Here is a 19,757-nt window from a genome sequence, read left to right as displayed (position 1 = left end):
GTATAACCGCTTCAAAATGAAGGGAGTTGTGAGAATAATAGAGTTACCGAATTTGAGGCACGGCGCGGCTGGGCCGCACCTAATGATGCATGGATGAAAGATGTATTGGCAGCACTGGCGAAAGTAAATCGCAGGAATCAGACGGTTTCCCGACGCTTCTTCAGAATGGCTTCAGTGCGGGTGAAGTCGCCTGGATTGTCGACATCAATCGGTGCATCAGCAAAGGGCATTCGCACAACTTTGACACTGACGTTCCAGCGTTTGGCGAGATAGTTCGCCATTCCGTCAATCGTGGCGAGACTGAATTTGTACATCAGCATGAACCGTAAGCCGAAAGCCTTGAGGATGCGCCGAGGTTGCTTGCCGAATTGTCCGCCGGTCTCAAACACCTTGGCGGCGCGGATCGCGGCAGGTGATGTGACGGCGTAAAGGTTGCAGCTTGACCAGCCCCCGTCTTTAAGCTCGTGAAAAGCGCGTTTACCGTCGGGATAAGCTTCAAGAATGGTGGACGCCGGGGTCATTGCCACGGCAACCTCAGCTCCGCTTGCCAGTGTTTTTGAGCAGAAGTGGTCGAACATTTCCGACGTGTGGAGCGCATTATCGCCAGTTGAGACCACCATGGGATAGGCATCGGGAATGGTGTTTGCCGCTTGCTCAATGCTCGCAAACAGGTTTTCGCCTGCAGCCACGAATTTGAGACGCCCTCCATCCATCATGTCTGCGAGAAAAGGCACTCCGCGCATCAGATCTTCGCTCTCAATCGAGACGTAGATATCGCCAGCATGATCGCTCTCGGCGATTTCCCGCACCACGCGCTGAAGCATCACTTCGCCATCAATCTCAACCAGACATTTGTGGCTGACACTTTGCAGCTGGGCGACCGCATCCTGCGGCCCAGCCCGGCTCGCGGCGAGCACCAAAACGGTCACTTTTGCGGAGGTCGATTGGGAAGCCATGGAGTTCCTGCTGCTTGGTTTTATGTTTGGAGCGCTGCCGTCAACTGGCGGCTGGGCTTGGATGGGTCAAGGTCTGCGAGCTCGGCAAGAAGAGTTTCGCTGCTTGAGAACTCGCCCGCAGCCGCAAGACAGGTTTTGAGCTTCTGCCACAATTGCTCATCCGACATGGGGTGCGCCTTACTTCCGACTGGCATGGCAATCGAGGTTGAGACTGTGCGGCCATCCTTGAAGTGTAAATGGACTTCAGTTGGAAACTCGCTTTCGAGCTTCTCGATATAATCCTTCGTAATCAGTGGCATCAATGCCCGCACCTCTGGCCGATGAATGGCGTCTGGTTCGTAATCGCCAAGGCCAATCTCGCCGGCAAGGAGCGCCGCTGCCATGCTGTATTCCAGACTGAATTTGGCTTCAGCTGGTGTCCGAGGGTTTTCGTGCATCAGATTGCGCAAATGGGCGGCTGGAGCGCGCACATGAACGCGTTCAACCGCTGCGGTGTCGACGTCATACTCATCGAGCAGTGCCAACAATCCATCGAGCGAGCGGTGCAAGCTCCCGCAATTGGGGAAGCGTTTGACCTTTAGGCCGTGGGCGGTGACATGAAGCGGTTCTCCGATCGAAGAAGTGTTGAAGAGCATAGTTTGACCATGCTCCGCCTTGCCCTCCATCCCTTCGGCAAGCTCATCCACGTCTGGCCCCACCATAAGAACGCGTAACCCGGTTGGCCCCTCAAACGTGTCGCGGCCGGCTGTAATGCCGCCCCTCGCCATAAGTGCAGCCTGCACCCCGCCACTCGCAGCGAGCCCTGCATGGATAGGTTTGGTGTCAGAGCCGAACTGGCTCATGAAGCCACCCGCGACGCTGGTTGAAAGCGAGATAGCATGCGCAGCCTCTGCACTGGGCAATCGCAAGAGCCGCGCACTACCTGCCGCCGCTCCTATTGCGCCTAGCGTTCCCGTTGCGTGCCACCCCCGACTGCGGTGGAACGGGTTTACCGCCTGACCCACAAGGCCCATGATTTGCAGGCCGACAATGTACCCATCGAGCACATCGCCAATGTTTGCGTCCTCATCGTCCGCAAGCGCCAGCAGGGCAGGAACCAGCACCGCCGAAGCGTGTGCCTTTGCCGGATCAAAATTGTCATCAAAGTCGAGTGCGTGAGCGCAGGTCCCATTGAAGAGAGCAGCACCTGGAGCAGACAGGCAATCTCTGCGTGCGACGGCTCTAGCGCTTCCTCTACCCCATGTTTGCACCACCGGCCAAAGCTTGCTTGGCGCGCTATCGAAAGCGCCCGGTACCATGCAGGCAATTGTGTCAATCAGCGAGCGGCGAGCGACGTGCATTGCCTCTTCAGGCCAAACACGAGGGCTTTCAGCAACCCACGTTGCATATGCTTCAAGCGCGGATGACGTAACGGAATCGGGCATATCCGAAACCTCTTAGATCGGATTGCCGTCCTGGTCGCGGAAAATCTCACGCCGCCCGACATGGTTGGCCGGGCCAACCAGTCCCTCGCTCTCCATGCGTTCAATCCATTTAGCGGCTGTGTTGTAGCCCACACCCATCTGACGCTGGAGCCACGAGCCGGAGGCTTTCTGGTTTTCGATCACGATCTGGCAGGCTTGGCGATACTTGCGCTCTTCTGGATTGTCGGATGCGGTGAGATCATCCTCAAAGTTCAGGCCGCCGCCGTCCTCGGGCTCTTCGGTGACGGCATCGACATACTCCGGCGCGCCTTGGGCTCGCCAGAAATCAGCCACCGCTTCGACCTCGTCATCGCTGACAAACGGGCCGTGGACACGAACGGTCGCGCCGGTGTTGGGTTTGTAGAGCATATCGCCTTTCCCCAGCAGCTGCTCAGACCCTTGCTCACCCAAAATGGTGCGGCTGTCGATCCGGCTGGTGACTTTAAAGCTGATCCTGGTGGGCAAGTTTGCTTTGATCACGCCGGTGATCACGTCGACCGATGGACGCTGCGTTGCCATGATCAAGTGAATACCCGCCGCCCGTGATTTTTGCGACAGGCGCTGGATGAGGATTTCGATTTCCTTGCCCACGGTCACCATCAAATCGGCAAGCTCATCGACGATCAGCACGATCTGGGGCAGCGGCGCATAATCGAGCTGTTCTTCTTCATACAGCTGCTCGCCCGTATCCGGGTCAAAGCCCGTCTGTACGCGCCTGCCCAGCGGCTTGCCCTTGGCAATCGCGCTGCGGACCTTTTCGTTAAAGCCGCTGAGGTTCCTCGAATTGATGGAGCTCATCATGCGGTAACGCCGTTCCATCTCTTCCACCGCCCATTTCAATGCGCGCACTGACTTGTGCGGTTCGGTCACCACTGGGCTCAAGAGGTGCGGAATATCGTCATAGGTCTTCAGCTCAAGCACCTTGGGATCGATCAGGATCAGGCGGCACTCTTCCGGCGTAAAGCGGTAGAGGAGCGACATCAGGATGCAGTTTAGTCCGACCGACTTACCTGAACCGGTGGTCCCTGCGACCAAGAGGTGAGGCATGGCGGCAAGGTCTGCGACGATCGGTTCGCCCGCGATATCCTTGCCCAAAATGATCGGTAGCGCGCCTTTGCTCTCGGCAAAGTCTGCACAGGCGGCGAGCTCTTTCAAGGCGACCATCTGGCGGTCCTTATTGGGCAGCTCGATCCCCATTACGGTCTTGCCAGGAATAGGGGAAACGCGGGCTGAGATTGCGCTCATATTGCGCGCGATGTCTTCTGCGAGACCTACGACGCGGCTTGCCTTGATCCCCGGCGCCGGTTCCAACTCATACATGGTGACGACCGGACCAGTGCGCACCGCAGTGATCTCACCTTTGACATTGAAATCGTCGAGCACGTTTTCAAGCAGGCGTGCATTGCGTTCCAACGCAAGCTTATCGAGCTTGGGCGCAGTGTCCTCCGGTGGATCGCCAAGGAGGTCCAAACTCGGCAATTCGAAAGCCGCGAACATATCGCGCTGGTTCTTTTTTGTCGCCGGATTGGCGCGCTTCGGCGGCGCTGATGGATCGGAAATCTCAGGCGAACGCCGTGGGGTTGGCTCTTCCTTGTTTTCGACCTGCGCTTTGCTCTTGCGGCGTGCTTTGGCGGCCGGAGCGGCGGCTTCGTCGCCCTCATCTACAAAGGCAAGCGCAGACTCTTTTGAGCCTACGAACGGCAATCGCGACAGAATGGCTCCGCCGATGCTGGAATTGCGCACGAAATTGGGGAGGGTCAGAAGCACGCGCCAATCAATCGCAAAGACGCGCGTGAGTAATGTGGTGCCCCCTGCAAGGCAGATGAGAGCTGCGGCAAGGGTGATCCATCCTGATGCTCCCTCTCCGAAGCGCGCAGCGGCCGCTTCGATGCTGGTCGCACCTAAAAGGCCGGATACGCCGCCGAGTTGCGCGGGCAGCGATCCGGTGCTGGTGTCGAAAGCCAATGACAGGACAGTCCCCAAAAGGACCATCGCGATGAGCAAAAGGCCCGTCGGAAACCACCAGCGTGTCCGTTCACCTTCCTCAGTATCCAGTTCCACCGAACGCCAAAGCCTTCGCGCTGAGATGTAAAGCAGCGGCAGCAACAGTACGCCGGGGATGCCAAAGGCAAACAGTACGCGATCCGATGCCCATGCGCCCCAAACACCCATCCAATTGCTTACCTGAGTAGGGTCAGCTGCCGTCGATGGGCTAGGGTCGGTTTGGGTATAGCTAGCAAGCGCAAGCCCCAAGAAAACCGTGGCGAGCACAAGTACGCCAGCACCCGTCATTTGCGCGGCACGACGAATGCTACGGCGAAGGCCGACGCGCCAATCTGCGGTAGGGGGCTTGCGGGTGTTCACTGCTCTGGTCGCCATGGGGCGCTTCCTAGATTGGAGGTGTATGAGAACACATCATGAATCCTCGGCGGACTCTGGTCAAGCAAAGAGCGGTTAGCTGAGGCCATCGATTGCTGCCCAGCAAGGCCAACCAAGGGCGTGTGCACGCTGTGCATTCATCCCGCCCAGCGCGATAACAGGTGTGCGAGAGTGTCGCGCGAGCAGCCTGAAGCGTGCCGCCCCAAGCGTTTTGCCCTCGGGGTGGGATCGCGTGGAGAAGACCGGGGAAAGCAGCACAGCGTCCACCCCAAACCTGTTCGCCAAACCCAGTTCGGCCAGATTGTGGGCTGTCGCCAGGTGCAAAAGTCCCGCACGCCGGGGCCAAAGGCTGCGCGGGGCCCCATAGACTCCGTCCGCGCCCCATTCTTTGGCGGTGATGGCACTGTCGGAGATGACCACTTTGTGCTCATAGGCCCTAGCGACACAGCGTAGCGCGCGAAATCGTTCCCACCGCTCGGGGTCACCCAAATGGGAGTGGCGATAGATAAAGCCACTTCCGCGCGGCAATTCGGCCAGAGCTTTTTCCAGCACGCTGTCATTGCGAGCATCTGAGATCAGCCAAATTTTGGGAAGGGAGATTGAGTTTTGCACAATGTCGCTATAGCGCCGCGCGCATGGAAAGTGCAGCCGATAAACTTGCGGAAGTCCAATCGAACATCGCACGCATGTGCAAACCCGCGCGGCGTGAACCCGAGGATGTGAAGCTCATTGCGGTGAGCAAGACCCATCCCGCCGAGCGGATCATTCCGCTGCTGGAAGCGGGCCACCGCGTCTTTGGTGAGAATCGGGTGCAGGAGGCGCAAGGCAAATGGTTTCAATTGCTCGAGGCGCATCCCGACGTCGAGCTGCACCTCATCGGACAACTCCAATCCAATAAAGCAGAGGAAGCCGTCGAGCTTTTCGATGTCATACATTCTCTCGACCGGCCAAGCCTTTTGAAAGCGCTTGCCAAGGCGATGGACAAGGCGGGTCGCCGGGTGCCTTGCTTTGTGCAGGTCAATATTGGCGATGAAGAGCAAAAGGGTGGCTGCCCGATTGCTGAAGTTCCCGCGTTCTTGGCCAAAGTTCGAGAGGCAAATATACCGTTAGCAGGCCTGATGTGCCTACCCCCCTCTGGCATTGAGCCAGCCCCATTCTTCGCGTTGCTGGCGAAGCTTGCTCAGGATAACGGTGCAGAAGGCCTATCGATGGGAATGAGCGGGGACTATGAAACCGCCGTTCAATTGGGCTCTACCCATGTGCGGGTGGGGACTGCTCTATTCGGTGCGCGGGGGTCATGAACCAGGCCGAGGAGTTTATTTCGCAATGGCGTGATACTCTCGAGAAAGGTGCCTTGGTGCATTTTTCACATGGTCCGCGCCGTGAGCACACCGGTAATCACTGCCAAATCGCCGATGGATTTGTGACGGGCCAAGGGATGAAGCCAATTGGGTTCAATTGGGAGCTTTTGGACGCTGGTGCACCTGAAGGTGAGCGACGGTCCGGTATCGGAGAGCTAGTAAATGCGCTCACTCACGACCTCGCAAATCCAAGCCATGCCTGGTTGCCGATCGAGCAAGCGCGTGACTGTGCAAAGGCTTTTTTCAGCCTATTCGACTTGGCCAATCTAACTCTGGTCTCAAACCGCTTTGATGGGCTTTGGAACCCGATTGCGGGCGGTGCGGTTGAGTGGGGCTTTTTGGGCTACGATCACGACCAGGTCGCACTCCTCTTGCTGGCGAGAGAGACGTAAACCGACAAAAAGGGCGCCTCCGTTTCCAGAGGCGCCCTTTCTTGGTGTCAGATAGCTCTCGCTTAGAAGCCAGCCACAAGGCCAACGGTCACAAGCGTGCCGCGCGGATCGTGGACCCGGCTGTCGAAGCCGCCATTGGTCGCAACACTTGGTGCGGTCACACCGAAGAGGTTGCGCACGCCAGCGGTAAGCTGGACCTGGTTGTCGAGCTCAAGGAAGTCAGCGACGTCGATCGAATATTGCGCGTCGACACGGAAGTCGCTTTCGATGTTAGCGCCACCATTCTGATCATCGTCATAGCTGTCGATGAAGCGGCCAAAGATGTTGAACGCATGCGCCCCGGTTTCAAACTGGAGGCCAGCATTGAAGCGCAGCTCTGGCGTTGGCGAACCGAAATTGGTGAAGTTACGATTGCCAGCACCGTTGATCACCGGTCCATCTATTGCGGTCTGAAGGTCGTAGTCGAAGACGTAGTTGCCCTCGAAGCTAGGCGTGATCGTACCAAAGTCCGCTTCAATCCGGTAGCGGATCGAGAAGTCGATACCTGATGTCTCAACGCTTGCAGCGTTCACATAGGAGTTGTTGACCTGAATGATGGTGCCAGCCGGGCTGCGAATGACGTTAGGACCATCTGGATCGGCATCGACGATGGACTGTGGTGCGGTTTGCACGATCGCATCGTCAAATTCGAAGTTGTAATAATCCGCGCTGATTTCGAGCCCAAAGATGGGTTCATATGTGAAGCCGAAGTTGAAGGCATCTGATGTCTCAGGCGTAAGAGCGGCGTTGCCTACTGCACGGACCGCGACAAAGGCGTTAGCCCCGCCATTGAGGGGGTCAGAAACCTGCTGAAGCGTGGTCGACTGACCTTGCAACTGGAAAGTCGAAGGCGCGCGGAACGATGTTGAGAATGATCCACGAAGTGACAGAGTGTCTGTCGGACGCACAAGCAATGCGAATTTGGGATCAAGTGTGTCTCCACCATCGGCACCATAGTCTTCAAAACGAAGCGCAAGCTGAAGGTCAGCCCATTCCGCCAGAGGGACATTGGCTTCACCGAAGATCGCGTAGACATCCTGCGTCCCTGCAAACGGTTGCTCACCAATAAGGAAGGCAAAGCCGTCACCGACTGAGATCGAATCGAAGTCTGCAGAAATTTGCTGCTCACGATACTGAGCACCGACCGCAATACCAACCGGACCCGATGGTAATTCAAACAGTTCGCCAGACACAAATCCTTCGACTACGAACAGTTCAGCCCCGCGGTCAGAGACCGCAAACTCAGTGATGTAATCGAGCAAAGCCGCGCTGTTGGCAGCGCCACCGAGCAGAGCACTTGAGAACGGATTGAAGAAGGTCCCATCAGTGGGAATGGACGCACCATTCGCTGTCAGGAACGGATTGGCAGCGGTGCAATCGAGGCCTGTTGCGGCGTTGAAGGCTGGGCTCGCGTTGAAACCTCGTAGCGCGCAAGCGAAGCGATCAGTCACAGTGTCTTCGGTAGCCGAATCAAAGTTGTTTTCAGCGTACGTCGCGCTGATATTCCAAAGACCGTTTTGGAGAAGACCGTCAAAGTCCCCTTCGAGCGTGCTTGAGACGCGGAAGGTCTCGGATTCGAACGTCGCGGGCGAAACGTCGCCGCCATTCCCGATCGCACGGCCGAAGAACACGACGTTGGCGCCAAACGGGTTGTTCGGGTTGAAGTCGGGAACAACCGCTTGTCCTAATTGCAAGAACGGGAAGGTCGGCGAGTTTCCACGAGTTGCCTCGTTATCCGCATATCCCACTTCCGCGCTCCAACGCACAGAGTCAGAGATATCCAGATCTGCGGAGACGAAGATGGTGAGGCGCTCTTCATCGGGCACGAGATTGAAAAACTCACCAAAGTCAAAGCCGCAGAAGCCGACATCAGGAACGCCCGCCGGAGTTGCTGAGAGCACATTGGGGAAGCCGCCTGCATCAGCGCAGCCGGGATCGATTACAGGTGCGCCCGCCGGGAAGCCGGGAACACCGAAGAATGAGCCGGGATTACCAAGGGACGAAGTATCGTCTGCCGGTTCCGAGAGGCGACGCTCTGCAGTGGTGAGTGCCGTTCGGTCGACATAACTGACGGCAGCCAGCAAGTTGAGATCGCCAATGTTGATCCCGCCGAGTGCTTGAAGGTTATATTCGGAGTAATCGCCTTCGCTGGTGTGCGTCGTGTACTCGCCGGATACGGTGAATCCTTCGTAGTTTTCCCGGGTGATGAAGTTTACAACGCCTGCAACTGCATCAGAACCATAAAGGGAAGACGCGCCGTCCTTGAGGATCTCAACCCGGTCGACTGCGATCAGAGGGATTAGCGAAGACGTGTCAACAAAGTTGATGCCGTCATTGGTGGGGGCGGCCGATAGCGTTTGACGCTTTCCATTCAAAAGGATCAGGGTCGAGGCAACACCAAGACCGCGCAGGTTGATGTTGGACGTACCCGTAGTGCCGCCCTGGGTGAATGCGTCTGGGTTGTTCTGCGCGCCGCTGTTGATGGTAAGCGTCTGGGTGATCTCACCAATATTCTGCGCACCGATGTCAGAGATGTTTTCGCTACCTAGGGTCGCAAGAGGCGACGCAAGGTCCGCCTGAGACTGGCGACGAATGCGCGAGCCCGTCACAAGGATGGCGTTGCCTTCGCCTTCAGAAGCTGAGGTGTCTGCCTCATTGTCCTGAGCGGAAGCCGCCTGCGGGGCCAATATCATGCCGGCACCCAAAAGTGCCAACGCGCGAAGCGAAGTGAAGGAACGCATCATTCTCTCTCCCTAAATTAGGTTCTCTCAATGAAACCCATTATACGAAACTGCTGTTTTTCCAAACCCATCACCGACGAAAAATATCCTGCAGGCGACAAAATACTTCGAAGAGCGACAAATGCGCCACTAAGCGCGCTCCAATTCCAGCTGACGTTCATCGCTCGCAGCTTCGAGCAACACAGCCTCGATCTCGGCCAATCGCTCGGGCTGGGTGACTTTGCTTCTGGTAAGGTCAGTCACATAGAATGTGTCTGCCGCACTCGCTCCGTAGGCGGTGACATGCGCCGATTGGACAATCAAATTGCATCGGTAGAGCGCGTGAGCAAGCCGGTTGAGCAGAGCCGGTCTATCGCGGGCCGTGACCTCAATAACGGTGAAGTGGTTCGAGGCTTTGTTATCAAAGTTGACCGTTGGTGCGACGGCAAAGGCTTTGGCCCGCGAATGGGGAAGTGGCCGCGCGGCAAGTTTTGGCACCAATTCAACCTGCGCAAGCAGCGCGTCGCGAATGGCTTTCTCAAGCCTTGCAATCTGACTTGCCTCTCGGAACGGTCCGTTATGGGAGTCCTGCACCAGAAAATTGTCGATGGCATAGCCGTTCATCGCCGTATGGATGCGCGCATCGATGATGTTTGCGCCGGCCAAGTGTATGCCGCCTGCGATGCGATAGAAAAGGCCGGGGTGATCCCCCGCGATGACGCTGACTAGAGTAGCACCACGCTCTTCATCGACCTCGCAATGGATCGAAAGATGCTCCTCAATCCTTCTTGCCTCTTCATATTGGATAAGGTTTTTGGCGATGATATCTTCGGGCTCTGCAATCCAATAAGCATCTGCCAAAAGGTCACCGACTTGCTCGGTAAGATAGGCTTTCTCGCCCAAAATCTCGCTGACTGCCCCCTTGCGTGCGGCAACACGCTGAGCGCGGCCGGTGCGCTTGTGGCCAAGGCGCAGACGCTCCTGAGCTGCATCATATAGCTCGCCCAAGAGCTGTCCTTTCCAGCTGTTCCACGTGCCAGGCCCAACCGCACGGATATCGACTGCGGTGAGAATCGCCAGATTGCGAAGGCGCTCCACCGACTTCACCTCGGTGACAAAGTCCTCGATTGTTTTGGGATCGGTGAGATCGCGTTTCTGCGCGGTCGAGCTCATGAGCAGATGCTGCAAGATCAACCACGCAACAAGCTTGGTCTCTTTTTCATCTAGGCCGAAACGCGGGCACAGCTTATGAGCTATTTCCGCGCCGATCACCGAATGATCGCCGCCACGACCCTTGCCAATATCGTGGAGCAGCACCGCAACATAAAGTGCTCGTCGCGAAGAAATTTTATGGATCTGGCGAGTGGCCCGAGGGTGATCAGCTTCAAGAAGTCCACGCTCAATCTGGTTAAGGAGTCCGATGGCCCTGATAGTGTGTTCGTCGACGGTGTAGTGGTGATACATGTCGAACTGCATCTGAGCATTCACTCGGCCAAAGTCGGGAACAAAGCGGCCAAATACCCCAGCTTCATTCATCCAGCGAAGAGCGCTCTCAGGATCCCGCCGTCCACCCAACAAATCGAGGAAAAGTGCATTGGCGCGCGGGCTGGATTTGATCGCCCTATCTATTAGTCTCGCGTCTCGGTTCGCCTGTCGCATTGTCGCAGGATGCACCTCTACGCCTTCGGCCTCTGCGATCTGGAATATCTCAATCAAGCGCACCGGATCGTCGGCAAACCAAGTATCGCCAGGTGCGCTGATCCTGCCTGCTTCGATGCAGTATCCTTTGAGTTTGCGAGGTTTGGACGACCAACCTGCGAAAAAGCCACTGCCAACCCGTTTCCTGGCCAGCTTGGCATCCAATTGCGACAGGAACACGCCCGTGAGGTTGCCCACGCGTTTCGCTTGCAAGAAATAGTATTGCATGAAGCGCTCGACCGCGCTCTTGCCGGGGCGGTCGGCGAAATTCATGGCTTCTGCAACCTGTCGCTGCAGGTCGAAAGTCAATCTGTCTTCAGCCCGCCCCGTAATCGAGTGCATGTGGCATCTGACGGCAAGTAGAAACCCTTCGGCACGACGAAAGCTGCGGTACTCGTTCTTGGAGAAGAGGCCCACATCGACCAGATCAGCTGCGGTCTCGACGCGATGCATGAATTTGCCGATCCAATAGAGCGTTTGGAGATCTCGCAGCCCGCCTTTGCCTTCTTTGACATTGGGCTCCACCACATAGCGGCTGTCACCCATGCGTTTGTGACGGGCATTGCGTTCTTCGAGCTTCGCGCTGTGAAACTGCTGCTCATTGCCGCGTACAACTTCGGCCCAAAATCGCTGGCGCAGTTCCTCGTACAATGGCGCGTCACCCCAGATCAGACGTGATTCCAAGAGCGCGGTACGGATCGTAAGATCCTCTTTCGCCATGCGCATTGTATCGCCAATGGTACGGCTGGAATGGCCTACCTTGAGGCCCAGATCCCAAAGCAGATACAGCATCGCTTCGATCACCTGCTCGCACCAGGGCGAGCGTTTCATCGGGGTGATGAAGGCAATGTCCACATCGGACTGTGGTGCCATCTCGGCGCGGCCATAGCCTCCGACAGCAAGCACAGCGAGCCGCTCAGCTGTGGTGCGATTGGCGACGGGGAAGACATGCTCAATCACATAGTCATAGATTACGCGAATGAGCTGATCCGTTAGAAAGGAATAGCCTAGCGTGATTTCGTGACCCGCCGACGGTTTGTCTTTGAGTCGCTGTTCGAGTTCAGCGTGCCCTCTTTCTAAAGCGGCCTTGAGTTCGACTAATACGTGCGGACGGGCGGCCTCGCCATTTTCATCAACACGTCGGTTGACCACACTCGTGAGTCTTCGACGATCAATGATCGCACGCTGGCGGGGGACGCGGTGACTTTGAGTTCTTCTTTGAGTCATAGCATCCCCTGCCGATCGCAAAAACTGCGAACGTTAAGCAGCGGTGAGCTGCTCTGTGTATTCTGCGCGCAGAGTCTTCTTGTCGATCTTCTGCGTTCCAAGGCGTGGGAGTGGGTCATTGACGACGAAGATATGTTCTTCGAGTGGGACCTTGAAGGGTGCAATATGCTCAAGCAGAAATGCGCGAAGCTGACCCGCAGTCATTGCATCGCGACCTTCCTTTACATTGAAAACCGCCGCAGGGACTTCGCCCATACGATCATCGGGCAGGCCAAAGACCGAGCATTCCGCCACTTCGCTGTGCGCGTAAACGGCGTCTTCGACTTCGATACAGCTGATGTTCTCACCGCCGCGGATGATAATGTCTTTCTTGCGATCGACGATGTAGAGATAGTCGTCTTCGTCGAGATAGCCAAGATCGCCCGTGCGGAAGAATTGATCATCTGTGAAGGCTTCTGTGGTTGCCTCCTCATTGCGCCAATAGCCTCTGAAATTCGCGATCGATCGAATGCAAACCTCTGCCACATCGCCCTGCGCAACATGGTTGCCGTCATCATCAAGGATCGCAACTTCCACCATGGGCTGCGATGCCCGTCCGGTAGAGCCGGGCTTGGCGATGTAGTTCTCGTTAAAGTTGCCGCAGCCCACTGCGTTGGTTTCGGTAAGGCCATATCCCAATAGCGGGAAACCGCCCGGGAAGGCTTCTTTAATGCGCGTGACGTGTTCAACCGGACGAGGCGCGCCGCCTGCTGCAAAGCTCTTACACGCCGAAAGGTCGTAGTCCTTTAGGTCAGAGTGCATGGCGATTTCATAACTCATCAGCGGAACGCCAACGAAATAAGTGACCTTCTCAGCATCCATCAGCTTGATCGCGTTGAGCGCGTCCCATTTGGGCATAAGCACAAGTTTGCGTCCAATCGCATAGGACTGAAGGAAGAGTGGAATGGCGCCCGTTACGTGGAAAAGGGGAACGGCCACCAATGCACAAGGTTGTGCGCTGAGATCTTCGCCCCTGCTCTCCAACAACACCTTGGCCATCGCGCTTTGGGCAACATAGTTCATGACTCCGGCAACGACTCCGCGATGGTCCGAATAGGCACCTTTTGAGTTGCCGGTAGAACCCGAGGTGTAGAGGATGGTGGCAAGATCATCCGGGCCAAGCTTGCCTAGCATCGCCATCGCCGCGGATGTTTCGAAGCTCTCCGGTGCTCTCCAGACATTGGCGAGCCCTTCATGTGGGGCGTTGTGATCCATCATTACCAGCTTGGCTGAATGATCAGTGCCCTCTAGCCGTTTTGCGCGGCCTGCGTCCGCAAGCACAATTTTGCACTCGGCGAGGCGGATGCCATACGCAAGCTCATCGCCTGACCAGAAACCGTTGAGCAAAGTCACACAGCCACCCGCCATCGCGATGCCCATATAGGCGATCATCCAATTGGCGGAGTTGCGTGCCGCGATCCCGATCCGATCGCCGACTTCAACGCCGTGGTCGTTCACCAGGCTTTCGGTCACACAGATGGCCGCCTGATAGGCTTGCCCAAAGGTCAGCCGCAATTCGCCATCCACGATGAATGGCACGTCTTTATGCTCATTGCAGAAGTGGGCGAAGTAATGCGCGAGGCTCGGCGGAGAGACGGTGAAGTTCGGCATAGAAGTGCCGTCCCGCTCAAATGGAGTTGTATGAAACGGCTGACCTTCCTTGGTCAGTTCACCAATGATCGCTTCAAGGGCATTGTCCAGCTCGGTGGCCATGCGGTCTTCTCTCCTCATTTCGCTTCGCTCAGAAGCGTATTTTGATGTTTCCTATTTGCGCCTCATCGGGGAACCGGCAATAGGCAATTTGAAAAACTGCTGTGATGTGTCCCGCAGGTTTTGACTCAGACCCTTTTCGAAGGGCCTATGCTGTGCCACAAGCCGTTGAAACACCGCGCGTCGTAACGACGCGCCAACTCATGTAAGAGGTTCCCTTCGTGCTGTCACTACTTGCTGCGAGCGGCATTTTGAATCTTGCTGCGGCCAGCAGCGGCGCTGTTGATCCGGTTTATTGGTCCGATCTGGGTATGAGTCCCTATTTGTTCGAAATCGGCTCGTTTCAGTTGCGCTATTATTCCCTCGCCTATCTGATCGGCGTGATGTTCGCCTATTGGCATACGTCCAAGGCGCTGAAGACACCGGGCGCACCCATGGCACAGCGTCACGCAGATGACCTTTTCTTCTACTGTACACTAGGTGTCATCCTGGGTGGCAGGCTGGGATATGCGGCCTTCTACACGGGTGGTGATACCGGTATTCCGAGCGCCTTCACCGATTTTTCCGGTGAGGGTCTGATCAGTTGGAAGCTGCTGCGCATGTGGGACGGGGGCATGAGCTTTCATGGTGGCCTTGTTGGCGTTGTTGTGGCGATTCTCTTCGTCACTCTCCGCAACAAACTGAATTTCCTGCGCGTGTGTGACTACATCGCTCCAAGCGTTCCGATGGGAATGCTGCTGGGTCGCCTTGCCAACTTCAACAATGGCGAACTGTGGGGGCGCGTAAGCGATGTGCCATGGGCCATGGTGTTCCCTGATCCGCGTGCAGGTGAAATTGCGCGTCACCCTAGCCAGCTCTATCAAGCTGGGCTCGAAGGGTTGCTTTTGCTCGTCATCCTGTTGTTGTTGTTCTGGAAGACCCGCGCGCGTTTCCGTCCGGGCCTATTGGTCGGTGTTTTCACCATTGGCATGGGCTGTGCGCGCTTCTTCAACGAATTTTTCCGCGAACCAGACGAACAATTGGCTGACTTGGTCGTGCAAACCGGTCTATCAATGGGCCAATGGCTGAGCGTACCGCTGATACTGACTGGATTGATTGTCGTGATCTACGCGATGACCCGCAAGGACGTGGGGACAGGCGCGGGAGCTCGGGCGGCCTAAGCGCAATCACGCTGCGCACCACGCGTGTTGCAACACTCCGATTGATCGAACCGGACGGGACCGAGACGGAGGTTCCGTTCGAGGATTTGGCAGTTGACGAGACCGCTCGCCAAGCGGCGCAAGAGAAAGCTGCAGCCGCTGCAGAGGCGGTCGCACTCGCCAAAAAGCTCGTAGAGGAAGAGGCAGCGCTTGCCGCGAAAGCGGAGGCCGAGGCGAAGGCAAAACGCGAAGCCGAGGCCAAGGCTGCAGCAGCGGCAAAGGCTAAAGCGGAGGCGGAGCGCAAAGCGAGGGAAGAGGCTGAGGCCAAGGCCCGCGCCGACGCTGAAGCCAAAGCAAAGCGTGAGGCGGAAGAGAAAAAGCGCATAGCCGCGGAGAAGAAAGCCAAGGAGGAAGCTGCTCGCAAGGCAAAGGCCGAAGCTGAGGCAAAGGCAAAACGCGAAGCGGAAGAAAAGGCACGCAAAGAGGCCGAGAGAAAGGCCAAGGCTGAAGCAAAGGCGAAAGCGGAAGCAGAGGCCAAGCGCGAAGCCGAGCAAAAAGCGAAAGCCGAAGCGGAGCAGAAGGCCAAGGCAGAGGCTGCTGCAAAAGCTAAACGCGAAGCGGAAGAAAAGGCCAAACGCGAGGCCGCAGCCAAGGCCGAGCGCAAAGCCAAAGAGGAAGAGAAGGCCAAGGCCGAAGCCAAGAAGAAGGCTGAAGCTGATGCCAAGAAAAAGGCATTGGCCGAGCAGAAAGCGCTCGAGAAGGCGGAGGTTGAGGCCCTTGAAAACGCGGCAGAGAAGGCCAAGAACTTGGGCCAAACCTTCCGTCGTCTCATCCGAGAGACCGGTCCGATAAGCCTTGCCCATTATATGGCGGAGAGCAACGCCCGCTACTACACCAGCCGCGATCCCCTTGGCGAAGAGGGTGACTTCATCACCTCGCCCGAAATCAGCCAGATGTTCGGGGAGCTCATCGGCCTTTGGTTTGCCGATCTCTGGGTCAAAATGGGTGCGCGCAAACGCATCCACTTTGTCGAGCTTGGGCCGGGTCGAGGCACGCTCTCCAAAGACGCGCTACGCACCGCAAGCCGCTACGAGTTTGAGCCCATTTTGCATTTTGTAGAGACGTCACCGGCGCTCCGCAAAATCCAGAAAGAGGCATTTCCGGACGTCGTCCACCACGATGACCTTTCGACCTTGCCCGAAGACGCGCCGCTGTTGATCGTCGCCAATGAGTTCTTCGACGCGCTTCCCGTGCACCAGCTGGTGCGCTCGGCAAATGGGTGGCACGAGCGGATGGTGGGCCTCGATGGCGATGACTTTGTGTTTGTCGCTGGTGACAAGCCAATGGACGCGATCGTGCCCAAGAGCTGGAGGAGCGCAAGCCAAGGCACAATGATTGAAACCAGCGCGGCGGCTTCGGCGCTTATGGGAGAGATCACCTCGCGCCTGATGAATCAGGGCGGCGCGGCGCTGATCATCGATTATGGCCCGTTCGAATTGCGCTCCGGCTCAACCCTACAGGCGCTCAAATCGCACACAAAGGTCGATGTGTTCGACTTCCCTGGTCAAGCGGACCTTACCACGCATGTCGATTTCGAACTGCTCACAAATATTGCCAAACAGCAGGGCGCGGACGTTATGGGCGTGCAAATGCAAGGCGAATGGCTAAGGCAAATGGGCATTGATGTTCGCATGGAAGCGCTCACACGACAGAACCCCAAGGAGGCCGACACAATCAAGCGTCAGTATGGCCGACTGGTCGATGACGCGCAGATGGGAACATTGTTCAAAGTTTTGGGTGTTTGTGGACGTCGCTGGCCGGACGGTGTGGGTTTTGAATGAGGTGTAACCCCGGCATAAAATTGCCCGTATCTCCAAGGTAGCCTAAGGAGAGCTCCATGATCCCGCGCCTGCTTATGACCTTTGTGATGACTGTCGCCTGCCTCGTTTTGAATGCCACAGCGGCCTTTGCCGCTGAACCCATTACGGGCCGATGGGTGACTGAAGACCGCGACGCCGTGGTTGAGATAAAGCGCTGTGGTAGCGTGACCTGTGGTCGTATTGCGCAGTTTCTGGTCGAGCCCCCAGACGGCGCGGATCAACGCGACATTAATAATCCGGAGGCGCGCCTGCGCACACGCAAGCTGTTGGGCCTTCCTATCCTTACTCAATTTCGTGAGGATGATGATCTTTGGCGCGGACGAATCTATGATCCCAACTCGGGGAAGAGCTATCGCTCGGTGATTCGCCGTATGGGTACCAACACGATTGAGGTGCGCGGTTGTATTGGCCCGTTTTGCCAGGCTCAAACCTGGCGGCGCGCACGCTAAAGCCCGATTTGATCAGCCAACTGCTCCGCTGCATCCTTAGGGCTAAGTTTGCCTTCGCCCTTGCGGTCCACGGCATAGTTTGCCTCGCGCATAACCTCTACGGAGATGGCCCCAATTAGGGGTTGAAGCGCTGCGGCAATATCCTCATCCTCTGCAATGCGCGGGCTCATCATCAGCATCGCATCATAGCTGGGCAGAGCTTCGCGCGGGTCCTCGAGGACCACAAGCTTGTCCGCCGCAATCCGCCCATCCGACGTGTAAGCGCTGATCGCGTCAGCCTCGCCCGATTGGAGAGCGTTGTACATGAAGGTCGGCGAGAAATTGCGGGTCTCACCAACGCGCAATCCATAAGCCTCGCGAACGGCAATCCACTCTGGCCGCTCGAAAAACTCAGGGTCTCCGCCAAGAGTAAGTTGCGGGGCGACCGCGACCATGTCTTCAAGGCTGGTGATGCCCAATTCCGCCGAACGGTCGGCACGCATCGCAAAGGCATAGGCGTTCTCAAATCCAAGCCGCCCGAGCACTCGCACACCGGTGTTCTCGCGCTCCCATTCGACGATGGTTTCATACATCGCCTCGCGGCCCGGATTGTCGGTCCGCTCCAGCTCGTTGGTCCAGATCGTGCCGGTGTAATCGACCGAAATGTCGATGTTTGAGGATGCGACTGCGCTGTGCACTACGGCGGAGCCCAAGCCATCACGGTAGGCGACCGAATAGCCCGCTTTCTCCAACTGAGCGCCGATCAATTGGGCGAGGATATATTGCTCAGAAAACTGTTTGGAGGCGATGATGATTGTGTCGTCATCCTCCCCGTCGCCTTGCGCAAACAAGGCTGCGCCGAGGCCAAAGGCAACTGCCGCAAGCCCTGCGCCCCATTGCCATTTGCGCCGCTTGGCAAAGCCGCTTTCGATCATCCCCAAAAGCGCATCGACCACTAATGCAAGCCCCGCACTTGCAATACACCCCGCTACAACCAACGCCCAGTTCTGGGTCTGAAGCCCGGCAAAGATCGGGTCGCCAAGGCTGGGTTGGCCAATAGTGGTGGAGAGCGTCGCTGCGCCTATTGTCCACACGCTTGCGGTGCGAATTCCCGCCATCACAAAGGGCGCGGCCAAAGGAGCCTCCACAAGCCTCAGTTTTTGAAGGCTCGTCATGCCAACGCCGTCTGCGGCTTCCAAGACTTGCGGGTCGAGATTGGCCTGCGCCGTGACAGCGTTTCGGAGGATGGGCAGCAAGGCATAGAGCGCAAGCGCCAAAAGCGCCGGGAGAAAGCCCAGCGTCGGCAAATTCTCTCCAAACACCACCCTAAGGCTGAGCAGGATTGGGAAGAACAGCGCCAATAACGCCAAGGCCGGGATGGTTTGCACGAGGCTCGCGAACCCGAGAGCAACTCGCGACACGGTGGGCGAACGACTGGCCCAAATGGCGAGCGGCAATGCGACCAATATGCCAAGTCCAATCGCCGAGGCGGCCAGCACAATATGCGCGGCGAATTTGTCGCCTAGACCCAGAAGGATCTCGATAATCTCGCTCATGCTGGGCCACCTTCTGGCATGTCTTCCATATGAGCCAAGCGCTCTGCCTGTTCGCGCGGCACAGCGACAAGCCCTTGCGCAATCTCGCCGCCTTCGCCTTTCAGAAGCGCGCGCGGGGTCTCATCCGTGACCAAGGCGCCCTTATCCATAACCAGAACGCGGTCGGCGAGAAGCAGCGCTTCGGCCATATCATGGGTCACCATGATCGTGGTGAGGCCCAGCTTCGTGTGCAATTCGCGCACCTTCTCGCCCAAGGCATCCCGAGTGATGGGATCCAGCGCGCCGAACGGTTCGTCCATAATCAAAAGCTCAGGGGCGTTCGCAAGTGCACGCGCCACGCCCACACGTTGACGTTGTCCGCCGGAAAGCTCGTCGGGCATACGGCTAGCCATCTCGATATCAAGCTCGACGAGGTTGAGAAGATCGGCAATGCGCGATGCGGGGAGCGTCTCCCCTGCCAGGCGCGGGCCGATGGCGATATTCTCGCTCACGGTGAAATGGGGGAAGAGGCCAATCCCTTGGAATACATAGCCCACCCTGCGTCGCAATTGGGCTTGAGGCAGGGTTGTTACATCATCCTCGCCAAACAGGACCCGCCCACCACTGGGTTCGACGAGAGTGTTGACCATCTTAAGCAGCGTTGATTTTCCAGAGCCCGACGATCCCACCAGAGCGACAAAACTGCCCGCCGCTATCTCGCAGGTCGCCCCGGCAACAGCCACAACTTCACCATAGCGCCGCTCTGCCGCTTCAAAGCGGACAAGCGCTTG

Annotated in this window: 14 protein-coding genes; 5 read left to right on the top strand and 9 right to left on the bottom strand. The window is 57.2% G+C overall.

All coding sequences use genetic code 11. The features are described 5' to 3' along the window. Positions 1-137: 137 nt before the first annotated feature. The 4 genes from Q0778_RS08550 to Q0778_RS08535 all read right to left on the bottom strand — a co-directional run bounded on the left by Q0778_RS08550 (position 138) and on the right by Q0778_RS08535 (position 5,410). Positions 138-956 carry a nucleotidyltransferase family protein gene (locus Q0778_RS08550; RefSeq protein ID WP_298335449.1) on the bottom strand — a complete coding sequence of 273 codons (819 nt, stop codon included), beginning with the start codon at positions 954-956 and terminating at the stop codon, positions 138-140. 20 nt (positions 957-976) lie between these two features. Next, a complete protein-coding gene (locus Q0778_RS08545; RefSeq protein WP_298335447.1) occupies positions 977-2,380 on the bottom strand; it encodes an MmgE/PrpD family protein in 1,404 nt (467 codons plus the stop codon). Between the two features lie 12 nt (positions 2,381-2,392). Beyond that, a complete protein-coding gene (locus tag Q0778_RS08540) occupies positions 2,393-4,798 on the bottom strand; it encodes a DNA translocase FtsK (RefSeq protein ID WP_298335445.1) in 2,406 nt (801 codons plus the stop codon). A 75-nt stretch (positions 4,799-4,873) separates the two neighbouring features. Next, positions 4,874-5,410: a thiamine phosphate synthase gene (locus Q0778_RS08535; protein WP_298335443.1), complete on the bottom strand. Its 537-nt coding sequence runs from the start codon at positions 5,408-5,410 to the stop codon at positions 4,874-4,876. Between the two features lie 23 nt (positions 5,411-5,433). On the opposite strand from Q0778_RS08535, the gene Q0778_RS08530 reads away from it, so the two are divergent. Then, a complete protein-coding gene (locus Q0778_RS08530) occupies positions 5,434-6,099 on the top strand; it encodes a YggS family pyridoxal phosphate-dependent enzyme (RefSeq protein ID WP_298307105.1) in 666 nt (221 codons plus the stop codon). Next, positions 6,096-6,551 carry a hypothetical protein gene (locus tag Q0778_RS08525; protein ID WP_298335441.1) on the top strand — a complete coding sequence of 152 codons (456 nt, stop codon included), beginning with the start codon at positions 6,096-6,098 and terminating at the stop codon, positions 6,549-6,551. The genes Q0778_RS08530 and Q0778_RS08525 overlap by 4 nt, the downstream gene beginning before the upstream one ends. 62 nt (positions 6,552-6,613) lie before the next feature. Here the strand turns inward: Q0778_RS08525 and Q0778_RS08520 are convergent, their stop codons facing one another. The 3 genes from Q0778_RS08520 to Q0778_RS08510 form a co-directional block, all read right to left on the bottom strand. Beyond that, a complete protein-coding gene (locus Q0778_RS08520) occupies positions 6,614-9,334 on the bottom strand; it encodes a TonB-dependent receptor (RefSeq protein ID WP_298335439.1) in 2,721 nt (906 codons plus the stop codon). Positions 9,335-9,460: 126 nt separating this feature from the next. Next, positions 9,461-12,235, bottom strand: a complete 2,775-nt coding sequence (locus Q0778_RS08515; RefSeq protein ID WP_298335437.1) for a [protein-PII] uridylyltransferase — start codon at positions 12,233-12,235, stop codon at positions 9,461-9,463. A gap of 33 nt (positions 12,236-12,268) precedes the next feature. Then, positions 12,269-13,987: a class I adenylate-forming enzyme family protein gene (locus tag Q0778_RS08510; RefSeq protein ID WP_298335435.1), complete on the bottom strand. Its 1,719-nt coding sequence runs from the start codon at positions 13,985-13,987 to the stop codon at positions 12,269-12,271. Positions 13,988-14,232: 245 nt separating this feature from the next. Here Q0778_RS08510 and lgt point away from each other — a divergent pair, with 245 nt between their 5' ends. Genes lgt through Q0778_RS08495 form a run of 3 tightly spaced genes read left to right on the top strand, consistent with a single transcriptional unit; the run spans position 14,233 to position 17,452 of the window. Continuing rightward, entirely contained in the window at positions 14,233-15,144 is a 912-nt protein-coding gene (gene lgt, locus Q0778_RS08505; RefSeq protein ID WP_298336137.1) for a prolipoprotein diacylglyceryl transferase, read from the top strand. Further along, positions 15,045-16,964, top strand: a complete 1,920-nt coding sequence (locus tag Q0778_RS16345) for an SAM-dependent methyltransferase (RefSeq protein ID WP_366519532.1) — start codon at positions 15,045-15,047, stop codon at positions 16,962-16,964. The genes lgt and Q0778_RS16345 overlap by 100 nt, the downstream gene beginning before the upstream one ends. Positions 16,965-17,020: 56 nt before the next feature. Next, complete coding sequence (locus Q0778_RS08495) at positions 17,021-17,452, top strand: DUF2147 domain-containing protein (RefSeq protein ID WP_298335433.1); 432 nt, start codon at positions 17,021-17,023, stop codon at positions 17,450-17,452. Here the strand turns inward: Q0778_RS08495 and Q0778_RS08490 are convergent. Both Q0778_RS08490 and Q0778_RS08485 read right to left on the bottom strand, forming a co-directional pair. Beyond that, positions 17,449-18,987, bottom strand: coding sequence for an ABC transporter permease/substrate-binding protein (locus Q0778_RS08490; RefSeq protein WP_298307129.1), 1,539 nt, complete (start codon positions 18,985-18,987; stop codon positions 17,449-17,451). The two genes, Q0778_RS08495 and Q0778_RS08490, sit on opposite strands and share 4 nt — an antisense overlap. After that, the gene (locus Q0778_RS08485; RefSeq protein WP_298307133.1) at positions 18,984-19,709 is read right to left on the bottom strand and encodes an ATP-binding cassette domain-containing protein; all 726 of its coding nucleotides are present in this window, start codon (positions 19,707-19,709) and stop codon (positions 18,984-18,986) included. The genes Q0778_RS08490 and Q0778_RS08485 overlap by 4 nt, the downstream gene beginning before the upstream one ends. Between the last annotated feature and the right edge of the window lie 48 nt (positions 19,710-19,757).

The organism is uncultured Erythrobacter sp. (genome assembly GCF_947502395.1).
Lineage (GTDB): Bacteria > Pseudomonadota > Alphaproteobacteria > Sphingomonadales > Sphingomonadaceae > Erythrobacter.
Note: the sequence above shows the minus strand (reverse complement) of the source record. Positions and strands in the feature narration are given on the sequence as shown.